We start from the raw sequence: 9,765 nt of genomic DNA on the forward strand, positions 1-9,765 counted from the left end.
AGTTATTAAGCTTTGAACTTCGATATTTTTTATATAATTCAATTTCTTCCTGAATACCCATCACGCCACCCAATAGAAGCGCTTAGCTTCTTCATAATCATCCGTAATTAGCTCTTGATCACCGTTATAGCAGTGAACAATTTCGTCATATTTAAAGACTTTCTCCATCTGCTCGATGTTCTTGCACTGATACATCGGCTCTTTAAACCAAGCTTCATCATAGAAACTTTCTTTTTTAAGCTCCTCAAATTCCTCATCCGTGCCATGCCAGATAGTCACATCCATTTGACGAATGATCATTTCTGCAATTTCGGGACTTTCAGCAAACTCACGCTCGAACATTTTTTTGAAGCGCGCCTTAGCTCGATAGGCGATTTCCTTGCTTTCGGCAGGGAAGTAATTTGGTGGTGAATCAGGCTCTTCGGGAATGCTATACACCCATTTCAATTGAGATTTAAATTCAGGGCAGTGTTCTTTTACATACGCTTGAAGCTCATCGCGCTCTTGAATAACCTCATTGCCACGACCAAGCAATTCACTGATTTGATCTTTCAAATCCCAAATCTCAGATGCCAGATTTTGCGTGTGAGCCTGATTAGCATCACGATCCATCTTCATTAATGCAAAAATTTGGAATGCCTTATTGCCAGCATATTTTTCTAAAAAATTCATAGCATCTTTGGTTTCTTGATGCGTTGTATTTTTAAGATTGTCTTGAAACTTCTTATATTCAGCTTCAAGTTCTAATAGTTTTTCCTGAGTTAATGACATCACGCCGCCACCTTCAATATTTTTGGTGCCTGAGCACGCAAAGACTCAATCAACGATTTACCCACTTTCAAATACTGCTTAAGAAAAATCGCATAGCGTTTCTGTGCTGCAGCATTCATCTTCCCGGTGCCATCAATTTCCAGTGTTTCTTTATTTGGCATGCTGTAGCGTACGCATGGGACATGTCTAATAAACTTAGCCTGGTAACCGCCGTTTAAAAGCCACGTTTCAAATGGTCCAGCAAGTTGGAAGTGAATATGCTTGGTGCCTTCTGGCTCAATTGCCAGATACTTCATTTGAATTTCCATTACCAGGCACCTCGATTATTGAGCATGCCGTGCATGTCCAATTTTTTGCGTAGGGTACCGCGGTTTAAGCCAAGGATTTCGGCTGCTTTGGTTTGATTGCCATGACACTTGATCATGGTTGCTTTGAGCAATGGCTTTTCAAATTGAGCCAAGGCTGTTTGATACGCCGTACCTTTATTGGCATCAAAAAATTCAGCGGGGAAAAGAGTTGTCATTATTGACTCACTCCTTTGTATTCAGCCTGGCGCGCCAAAGACTGTTCAGTTTGATATTGCACTTCACGTTCCGAGGTGCGCAGGTACATGTAAGACAAGGCTAGAACGGTGATTAGGATTAAAAGGAATGAGCAAACGTTTGCAAAAATGTTCACAGGCTTGCCGTACATTTCTTCGTACGTTGGTTCCTGGTGAAGGATTGCAGTCGTTTGACTTTTGTTAGTGTCAAACGCAGGTGTTTGACTATGGGATGGATGTTGCTTCATACTGGGTTCACTCTTTGAGTAAGCCCCGCATCCGCCAAGATTGTTCGGGGCTTTTGTTTATCTTGTGAACTAAATATAAACACCATGTTTACAACTGTCAATCAAATTGATGTGAATTGTGTGAAATTTATTTTGTGAATATTTGTGAAAAATAAAAAAGCCGTGAATTAATCACGGCTTTTTTTGTGAAAATGTTTATTCGTGTTAAGGAAGTCTATTTGATGTAAAGAAACAATGACCAATGATTTCAAAGCTTTCAGCTTCTAATTGTTCACCAGTTAAAATTATTTCAGGGTCATTAACAGGGTTAAGGCTTACTATGCGAACACCGCCATACGGGAGGTTGTAAAGCGCTTTAAACTTGAAAAGATTTCCATAGCAAATTGCATAAATCTTCCCATCCAAAATTCGCTTATTGGCGAGATTCACATAAACAATGGATCCATCATTTATGGTTGGTGACATAGAGTCGCCAAAAGCTGTGAATGCCACAGCATGGCTCGGATCAACATGATAATCCTTTAAAACTCGAATATCACAAGTTACTTTTTCTTGAATTTTTTGAACATTTTCATCGTTAAACGTTCCACTGCCGCACGACACTAAGATCTCCTTAAAGTATGGAATTTCAGCGTATTCAGCATTGTTTGCAGTGCTTTGAGTGGTTACTTGATGAGAAATGACATCAGTATTTGAGTCAGAAGTATCTTCACCAAGCAAAATCCAATTCACGGACACATTAAACAAAGCTGAAGCTTTAATAGCTCCGGCTTTTGACACACCTCTTTTGGACCAGTTTGAAATAGTCTGAGCAGACTCAAGCAATATGGTCGCCAATTCTGAAGGCTGTTTTGCACCGGATATGTCGTATAAACGACTCATTGATGGATGCATGGTTTGATCTCCTTTTTACACATCCATTATGAATCAAAGTAAACAAAATGTGTTAAACACAATATTGACTTATACGTTCACATAGTGTGTACTTAATGTGAAATTTATTATTTTGGCTATAAACAATGTGTGAATCTGATAAACAGATGATTTTGAAACTAGGTGGTCCATCAAAAGTGGCCGAGCTGGTTGGATCTAGCAGGCAGCGAATTCAAAACTGGATGACTCGTGGCATTCCCGCGCGAGTGAAATTGCAGTTCCCGCAGTACTTTTTGGTCGATTCACCAAAGGGAGAGAACAAATGAGTGAGGATGTAGCAAAAAAGAAAGGACTTGATGTGCGAGATCAAGTCCTTTGGGGTAAGCAGCTTGATGTGCGAGATCAAGTTGCTTTAGGAAATCAAAATGTCAAACCATTGAATTCCGTTGTGAATATATCACATTCGGATCGTCCATCAACAATGAGTCATCGAGAGATTGCTGGATTAATTGGTAAAGAGCCACGTCATGTTAAGCGTGACTGCGATTCAATGTTTAAGGAATTGAATATTAACCCAGTAGGGTATGCCCAACCTTGGACACACCCTCAAAATGGTCAGACTTACATTGAATACATGCTGACACGAGATTTAGTTGAAACGCTTATTACTGGATATAGCATTAAGTTGCGTCACGCCGTATTAAATCGTTTGCGTGAGCTTGAAAAATTAGCTGCTCAGCCAGTTATTGATTTAAACAATCCTGAATTTTTACGCCGGGCTTTACTTGGTTACACAGAAAAAGTAATCGAGCTCGAGCACCAGGTGCAAATCCTAGAACCAAAAGCTCAAGCTCTTGATCATATTGCAGATACAACAAGTTCATTCTGTTTTCGTGATGCTGCAAAAACAGTGGGCGTGCCTGAAAAAATATTTATCCAGTTTCTTTTGGATCGCAATTGGGTGTACCGGTCTAAAGATGGTTACAACACATTGGTTGCATATGGGAAACGCATCTCTCAAAAAGTGATGACCGAGAAAGTCACCAAGGTTATTGAAACATCAAAAGGGCCACAAGTTTTCACACAAGCTCGTATTACTTCAAAAGGCCTTACACGTTTAGCAGCCATGGTTCGTGATGCTGGCTTGGTAGAAGGAGTAGCAGCATGAGTCAATGGATACCAAATTCTTTTCAAATGCCAAATGCCCTCGTTGATTCTGGGATGCTGGCAAAACTTAAAGGCTCTTCACTTGCAATGTATATCTTCATTGTGCGTAAAACACGTGGATGGCAAAAAGAGTCTGACTCAATCAGTCTTTCTCAGTTTATTGAGTTCACCGGATATGGGAAAGATGCTGTTTTAAGTGGTGCTGACAAGTTAGTTGAGCTTGGCTTGATTAAGCGTGTTGAATATCAAAACCAACCTGCTTTGTACACCTTAAATGATCTACCTGAAAGTGTTACTGAGGGGGAGTCGGAAAAACCGACTGCGGAAAAAACGCATGCGGATAAAACGACTGGGGGAGTCGGAAAAAACGACAGCACGCAGTCGGAAAATCCGACCCACAATAACAACTATAAAACAACTAATACAAAAACAAATATTAGTAAGGGTAATCAGAAGAAATCTGTTTCTGAAAAAATAGAAAACTCTAAAGCTGATAAATTTGATTTCAAATCTGCTTTGATCAGCAACGGTGTATCTGAACAAACTGCAATTGAGTTCATGCAGGTTCGTAAGGCAAAAGGAGGGGTGAATACGGAACGCGCATTCACACTTCTTGAAAATCAAATTGCAAAGGCAAATTTAACTTTTTCCCAGGGAGTCGAATATTGCTTAAACCGTCAAAAGCCTTGGGCCGCATTTGAAGCACAGTGGTATTTCAATGAGCTAAACCGAACAACTCAAGCTACTCCATCAAACCAACCGCAGACGCAACGCCGTCGTTTTGGTAGCCAAGCAAGCGAAACCCAGATGCGCACAGTAGTAGGAGGTCAAATCCAATGAGCAACATTCAATTATTTGAACAGGCCTTTGCAGTGAATTTCCCTGTTGAAGTAGCTGACATGGTTTTAGATCGTATGAGTGAATTATACGGCGCTGAATTCGACAAAAAATACGCTGGATATGCAGATGATGAACTTCGCCAGTTGGCATGCACGGTATTGAATGGCCTAACCCCGGCTGACATTGCTCGTGGAATTACTCGAATGAACTCTGAAGAGTGGTGTCCTAAGAACCTTCCTACGTTTCGTTCATGGTGTGAACAAGGTGGTGACTGGTGGACTGCGGATATGGCTTGGGCAAAAGCAATGCAGTTTGAATCAGATCCATCAACTCCGATTACCAAATTGACAAAAGTTACCTTGGAAGAGGTTCGCCACGTACTGAGCGTTGAAGGGCAAAAATCAGCTCATTTCGCATTCAAAGACATCTATCACGATTACCTACGCCGTGCAAAAGAAGCGGGCCGCGTTCAAGAAATGTGGGTAAAGCCAAAAGCTCAAAAAGCACTTGGATTTGATGAGTGTAATCGTACTGGGGTGCCTTGTCCGCCTGAATTAGTTGCAAAGATTGGTAAGGGTTTTAAGCGTGTAGGTGGTGCAGCATGAATTTCAGCTTACTTCCTAACGAACTAATTATCGATAACTTTGCCGGCGGTGGTGGCACATCAACTGGTCTTGAACAGGCATTTAAACGACCTGTTGATGTTGCAATTAATCACGATCCGAAAGCATTGGCCATGCATCGAATTAATCACCCGGATACAAAGCATTATTGTGAAAGCGTTTGGGATATTGATCCAATCGAGGCAACTGGAAATCAACCGGTAGGTCTGGTTTGGTTATCTCCGGACTGCAAGCATTTTTCAAAAGCTAAAGGCAGTAAACCGGTTGAAAAGAAAATTCGCGGTTTAGCCTGGGTTGCATTACGTTGGGCTGCAAAAACTCGTCCTCGAGTAATCATGTTGGAAAACGTTGAAGAATTTAAAACATGGGGTGATCTGGATGAATCTGGCAAGCCATGTCCAAAGAAAAAAGGCCGTACTTTCAACTCATTTGTGAATGCATTAAACCGCCAAGGTTATGAGGTTGAATGGCGTGAACTGCGTGCATGTGATTATGGATCACCCACTATTCGCAAGCGTTTCTTTTTAATTGCTAGACGAGATGGATTACCTATTGTTTGGCCAAAACGGACACATGGCGACCCTGAAAGTATCCAGGTGCAAAAGGGGGTATTAAAACCGTGGCGTACTGCAGGTGAATGCATTAATTGGTCAATAGATTGCCCGAGCATATTTAATCGTAAGAGACCTTTGAAGCCCAGAACACTTACCCGGATATGGAAGGGTATTGAGCGCTTTGTAGTTAATGCTCCAATACATACGGTTACCACTAAAAACACTTGTTCTCTTGAAATCAGCCATTTATCTAAGATGAAGAAAAACTGTATTGGGCAAAAACTCAGTGAACCACTACACGCGATGACTACAGTAAATCACTTTGCTGAGGTACGCGCATTTTTAACAGCATATTACGGGAATGAAAAGGATGGAAACTCATTAGCTGAACCATTGCGCACAATTCCAACTAAAGATCGTTTTGGTCTTATCACTATTCAACAACAGCAGTACCAGATTACCGATATCGGTTTTCGCATGCTGCAACCAGTTGAGCTTTTTAAAGCACAAGGCTTTCCAGAATCTTATGTTTTTGAAAAAGGAATTGATGAGCACGGCAATGAAATTCGCCTGACCAAGACCGAGCAAACTCGAATGGTGGGTAATTCTGTTTGCCCTCAATTATCACGTGCTTTGGTTGAAGCAAACTTTAAGCATGAAAATAAATACCAAGGTGCAGCATGAACAATATCAAAACACTACGTGACAAACTGAACGGATCTCTACCTCATAACGAAGACGAAGACGAAGAAGAGCTAAAGTGCCAGTTGGAAGAAATGCATCGGCAGGCAGATGAAGAAAGCAAGCTACATGATGATTTAATCCGGGGCGACTGGGAGATTTGGAAGTGAGTGTGAGAAAGAATGACCAAGTAAAAGTAGATTTTGTTTCTGAATCCCGCACTGAATTCTCTGGTAACCACTTCATCGGTGAAGGTGTTGTGGATCGTGTTGAAGATGGTCGCGTGTTTGGTCGATTAGATGATGGCACGCCGTTCATGTGTGCTATTTCTGATGTGATCATTATTCAGCAACAAGTGATAGAGGCTGTTTCACTTCAGGAATTCGAAAGAATTTATGAGCATAAGGAACACTTTAAATACCTTAAATTTTATCCAAATCATAATTTTTTTGATTACACGGAAGATAGTCCGCGTGGTGCAGAGGCCTGCCATTCTGTAAATGCTTCTTATCAGATGTATATCAATCGCCAAGCGATTATTGATGAGCTGAAAAAGAAAATTGAGGATCAGATTGATATTTTGAAAGCCGCATCGAAAAGTCATGCTTACAACTATCGAGAGCAAAACATCATGCTTAGCCAGGCTGATGATTTAGAGAAAATTCTGCGAGGTGAATCTCAGTGAAAATCCTCATCGGTATCGATACTGGTGTTCATACAGGATTCGCCGTTGCTATAGATCATGGCAACGGCGGGGAGCTTGAGCAAGTGGAGTCACTATCTATTACTCAAGCCATGGAGCAAATACGGGATCGCATTAATTCAGATGGTAAGGACAATATTTTTCTCTATATCGAAGATGCACGAAAACGTACCTGGTTTGGTAGCATGGATGCTCGTCAAGCAAAAAGCGGTGCAGGAGTACGGGAAGGCGTTGGGTCAGTTAAGCGTGATGCACAGATCTGGGAAGACTGGTGTAAAGAGCAGGACATTCATTTCAAGATGATTCACCCGGCTGCAAATGCAACGAAAAAGAAAGCGGATGATTTTAAACGTATGACCGGCTGGACCGGTCGTACAAATGAGCATGCACGTGATGCGGCTATGTTGGTTTTTAAAAGATTTTGGAAGGTTTAAGGAAAGAATATAAATGAGCGCAATTGTAGAAGTAAAACCAACAGTTCGAATGATGCAAAATGAATTGGCTCAGTGGGGTAAATGGGCGCGTCATGCTTCTTATAATCCAAGTGAATTGACTTATACCTCACCTACATATGGCTTGATGCGTTTAAAAGAAGGGGTGAAGTCATCGGGTGTTCAGGTGGTGCTTGATGATGATGCTTTGGTGGCTATTGATCACCTGGTGACTCAGTTAAGATTTTCACGGCCGGATCTGTACCAGTGGATTGAGTTTCATTATTTGAAGGGGTATCCGATCGCTGTGCTGGCGAGTAAAACTAAAGTGGATCGCCGTAATATTGATAAGTATTTATTGGCTGCTGAGACTTGGCTTGATTGTAAATTAGATGACTTAAACAATCGTATCGAGCGCAAAGGCAATCCAAAATAATACATAAGTAGAAATCACATATAACTTAATATATTTATATTTTTCCACAGTGTAATTTTTTTGTCGTAAATAATAAAGATGGGGCGCTTCTGGATAGTTTCGATCTAAATGCCAAGAAGATGCCTCAGTGATTTCTCGAATTAGAATGAATGCCATGTATGGACCATTCTTGAGATCATTGATATCTCGCCCTAGGAGGTTAAAATAGTCTTGAGCTTCACTAGATAGGAAGAGATCATGTTGATACTTGCGAAATAATTCATAAAATTGGCAAATTGCAAAAACCATTTTTTGAATATTTTCAACTTCAGTATCTTGATATAAAGGGTATGATGACCATGCCGCCATTCCAGAATGCCCATCTCTTGAATATTTAAAGTAATTGCGAAAGAAGACCGGATTTTCTAAATCTTTGGAGCGTAAATGCTTATTCGCACTGTCTCGATCAGGCATACATAATTGGATGTAAATGTAAATATCATCTTGAACAGATTTAAAATTATTAATTAGATAGGTTCTTGCCAATTTATCTTTTTTTACTGAAACATAGACGCTATTAATGTAATAAAAAATAATACTGGCTATCACACTATAGGAAATATTTTTCACTATCTCATAACCAGCTGAGGTTAAATTGTTAGTAACAATATGCCAAACAATAATTGACGATAGTAATAGAATGATGTTTAAAAGTTTTTCTTGGGCGATTTTATATAAGAACATATATTTTGTTAATTAAAAAAACTTGATAATTCTACTTGAAATGCGCGCAGTGACATAGTAGATTTGTGATATGGTCACCGTAGTTATATACAGTTGACCTTTTGGATTGATCTCCAATATAGACATCACCTGCTAAAGCAAGGTAGATGATCAAAGCCCACTGAGATGTGGGCTTTAATCTTTTATGGAGAACCATAATATGGATACTGAGGCAATAGAAGCAGCATATATTCAAGGGTGGTTTTCTTTATGCGGTACCCTATTTGGCGCAGTTGCACTCATTGTTTCAATTTGGCTAGGTGCTAAATTTACCCTATCTGCTCACACGGCAGATAAATTAGCAGAGGCGAAAAGAGACTTATACCTAGAATTAATTCATAACTGGCATAATTTCTTAATTACAGTTAATAGTTTTAGACTTGAGAGTGAAAAAGATTTTAAGAATAATTTAATTCTTTCTATGCAAAATACACTTGCATGCTTACATAAATCTAGTTTTATATCTGAATCTAAAACAAAAGAAGAATTAATGAGATTTACTTTTAAATATACTGAAGTGCTTTTTGAAATACAAAAATTAACTATTCCTTGGTATCAAAGTAATGAATTAGATAAAAAGAATATTGAAATTCAATTGTTAGAGGTCACAGAAGTAATTGCTTTGGATGCAATGGAAATTGAAAAATTATTGAGAGTTGAATTAGGAATTCTAAATGACACAACAGTGGATAATAGAATCTCGATTATGCAACAGGATTACGCTGAAAAAATAAAGAAAAAAATGAAGGAAGATTTTTAGTGGTACTCTGTTTCAGTCATAAATTACTAGGCAATTGAATTGAACATATGTGTTGGTGGCGACTTAGCAGGTCAAGTGGTTGAATTTGACAAACGATTCTTCAATGCAAAGGAAGTCGAAGAAAATAAGACCTCGGAATACTATAAGCAGAGATATATCGTTGGTGATGCTGAGTACAGATTTTGGATATCTAAAGATATGAAGTTGTGTGATGCCACAGATCAGGCTGAAGTGTATATACGAAAGCCAAAGAATTGAATTTAAGAGCTCATCTGAAGGTGGGCTTTTTTGTAAATATCATATGCAATTATTATTTCAGACTTCATGATATTAATAAAATGTGATCTACGTCTTATTAATTGATAAAAATAAATA

Annotated in this window: 14 protein-coding genes; 9 read left to right on the plus strand and 5 right to left on the minus strand. The window is 39.4% G+C overall.

Annotated elements, in window-relative coordinates:
* Positions 1-60 precede the first annotated feature (60 nt).
* The 4 genes from B2Y23_RS06400 to B2Y23_RS06415 all read right to left on the minus strand — a co-directional run bounded on the left by B2Y23_RS06400 (position 61) and on the right by B2Y23_RS06415 (position 2,454).
* The gene (locus tag B2Y23_RS06400; RefSeq protein WP_291369727.1) at positions 61-771 is read right to left on the minus strand and encodes a hypothetical protein; all 711 of its coding nucleotides are present in this window, start codon (positions 769-771) and stop codon (positions 61-63) included.
* On the minus strand, positions 771-1,079 hold the full coding sequence (locus B2Y23_RS06405; protein WP_291369729.1) for a hypothetical protein: 309 nt from the start codon (positions 1,077-1,079) through the stop codon (positions 771-773). The genes B2Y23_RS06400 and B2Y23_RS06405 overlap by 1 nt, the downstream gene beginning before the upstream one ends.
* Positions 1,079-1,294, minus strand: coding sequence for a helix-turn-helix domain-containing protein (locus B2Y23_RS06410; RefSeq protein WP_291369731.1), 216 nt, complete (start codon positions 1,292-1,294; stop codon positions 1,079-1,081). The genes B2Y23_RS06405 and B2Y23_RS06410 overlap by 1 nt, the downstream gene beginning before the upstream one ends.
* A 470-nt stretch (positions 1,295-1,764) precedes the next feature.
* Positions 1,765-2,454, minus strand: coding sequence for a LexA family transcriptional regulator (locus B2Y23_RS06415; protein WP_261182948.1), 690 nt, complete (start codon positions 2,452-2,454; stop codon positions 1,765-1,767).
* Between the two features lie 301 nt (positions 2,455-2,755).
* Between B2Y23_RS06415 and B2Y23_RS06420 the strand changes: the two genes are divergently transcribed.
* The 8 genes from B2Y23_RS06420 to B2Y23_RS06455 are packed head-to-tail and all read left to right on the plus strand — an operon-like array spanning position 2,756 to position 7,868.
* On the plus strand, positions 2,756-3,601 hold the full coding sequence (locus B2Y23_RS06420; RefSeq protein WP_291369734.1) for a phage antirepressor KilAC domain-containing protein: 846 nt from the start codon (positions 2,756-2,758) through the stop codon (positions 3,599-3,601).
* On the plus strand, positions 3,598-4,440 hold the full coding sequence (locus B2Y23_RS06425) for a replication protein (RefSeq protein WP_291369736.1): 843 nt from the start codon (positions 3,598-3,600) through the stop codon (positions 4,438-4,440). Before B2Y23_RS06420 ends, B2Y23_RS06425 begins: the two co-directional genes overlap by 4 nt.
* Positions 4,437-5,045 (plus strand): restriction endonuclease, encoded by a 609-nt coding sequence (locus B2Y23_RS06430; RefSeq protein WP_291369737.1) that lies wholly within the window; start codon positions 4,437-4,439, stop codon positions 5,043-5,045. Before B2Y23_RS06425 ends, B2Y23_RS06430 begins: the two co-directional genes overlap by 4 nt.
* Positions 5,042-6,301, plus strand: a complete 1,260-nt coding sequence (locus tag B2Y23_RS06435; RefSeq protein ID WP_291369739.1) for a DNA cytosine methyltransferase — start codon at positions 5,042-5,044, stop codon at positions 6,299-6,301. Before B2Y23_RS06430 ends, B2Y23_RS06435 begins: the two co-directional genes overlap by 4 nt.
* Positions 6,298-6,468: a hypothetical protein gene (locus B2Y23_RS06440; RefSeq protein WP_291369741.1), complete on the plus strand. Its 171-nt coding sequence runs from the start codon at positions 6,298-6,300 to the stop codon at positions 6,466-6,468. Before B2Y23_RS06435 ends, B2Y23_RS06440 begins: the two co-directional genes overlap by 4 nt.
* Positions 6,469-6,470: 2 nt before the next feature.
* Entirely contained in the window at positions 6,471-6,983 is a 513-nt protein-coding gene (locus tag B2Y23_RS06445) for a hypothetical protein (RefSeq protein WP_291369743.1), read from the plus strand.
* Complete coding sequence (locus tag B2Y23_RS06450) at positions 6,980-7,435, plus strand: hypothetical protein (RefSeq protein ID WP_291369745.1); 456 nt, start codon at positions 6,980-6,982, stop codon at positions 7,433-7,435. The genes B2Y23_RS06445 and B2Y23_RS06450 overlap by 4 nt, the downstream gene beginning before the upstream one ends.
* Positions 7,436-7,448: 13 nt before the next feature.
* The gene (locus B2Y23_RS06455) at positions 7,449-7,868 is read left to right on the plus strand and encodes an antiterminator Q family protein (RefSeq protein ID WP_291369747.1); all 420 of its coding nucleotides are present in this window, start codon (positions 7,449-7,451) and stop codon (positions 7,866-7,868) included.
* Here B2Y23_RS06455 and B2Y23_RS06460 read toward each other — a convergent pair.
* Complete coding sequence (locus B2Y23_RS06460) at positions 7,830-8,591, minus strand: hypothetical protein (RefSeq protein ID WP_291369748.1); 762 nt, start codon at positions 8,589-8,591, stop codon at positions 7,830-7,832. The two genes, B2Y23_RS06455 and B2Y23_RS06460, sit on opposite strands and share 39 nt — an antisense overlap.
* 199 nt (positions 8,592-8,790) lie before the next feature.
* Between B2Y23_RS06460 and B2Y23_RS06465 the strand changes: the two genes are divergently transcribed.
* Positions 8,791-9,390: a hypothetical protein gene (locus B2Y23_RS06465; protein WP_291369750.1), complete on the plus strand. Its 600-nt coding sequence runs from the start codon at positions 8,791-8,793 to the stop codon at positions 9,388-9,390.
* Positions 9,391-9,765: the final 375 nt, after the last annotated feature.

The sequence above is a fragment of the Acinetobacter sp. UBA5934 genome, assembly GCF_002430855.1.
In the GTDB taxonomy this organism is placed as follows: Bacteria; Pseudomonadota; Gammaproteobacteria; order Pseudomonadales; family Moraxellaceae; genus Acinetobacter.

Coding starts and splice junctions, on each gene's coding strand:
- B2Y23_RS06400 (WP_291369727.1), bottom strand. CDS start 771: ATGTCATTAACTCAGGAAAAACTATTAGAACTTGAAGCTGAATATAAG.
- B2Y23_RS06405 (WP_291369729.1), bottom strand. CDS start 1,079: ATGGAAATTCAAATGAAGTATCTGGCAATTGAGCCAGAAGGCACCAAG.
- B2Y23_RS06410 (WP_291369731.1), bottom strand. CDS start 1,294: ATGACAACTCTTTTCCCCGCTGAATTTTTTGATGCCAATAAAGGTACG.
- B2Y23_RS06415 (WP_261182948.1), bottom strand. CDS start 2,454: ATGCATCCATCAATGAGTCGTTTATACGACATATCCGGTGCAAAACAG.
- B2Y23_RS06420 (WP_291369734.1), top strand. CDS start 2,756: ATGAGTGAGGATGTAGCAAAAAAGAAAGGACTTGATGTGCGAGATCAA.
- B2Y23_RS06425 (WP_291369736.1), top strand. CDS start 3,598: ATGAGTCAATGGATACCAAATTCTTTTCAAATGCCAAATGCCCTCGTT.
- B2Y23_RS06430 (WP_291369737.1), top strand. CDS start 4,437: ATGAGCAACATTCAATTATTTGAACAGGCCTTTGCAGTGAATTTCCCT.
- B2Y23_RS06435 (WP_291369739.1), top strand. CDS start 5,042: ATGAATTTCAGCTTACTTCCTAACGAACTAATTATCGATAACTTTGCC.
- B2Y23_RS06440 (WP_291369741.1), top strand. CDS start 6,298: ATGAACAATATCAAAACACTACGTGACAAACTGAACGGATCTCTACCT.
- B2Y23_RS06455 (WP_291369747.1), top strand. CDS start 7,449: ATGAGCGCAATTGTAGAAGTAAAACCAACAGTTCGAATGATGCAAAAT.
- B2Y23_RS06460 (WP_291369748.1), bottom strand. CDS start 8,591: ATGTTCTTATATAAAATCGCCCAAGAAAAACTTTTAAACATCATTCTA.
- B2Y23_RS06465 (WP_291369750.1), top strand. CDS start 8,791: ATGGATACTGAGGCAATAGAAGCAGCATATATTCAAGGGTGGTTTTCT.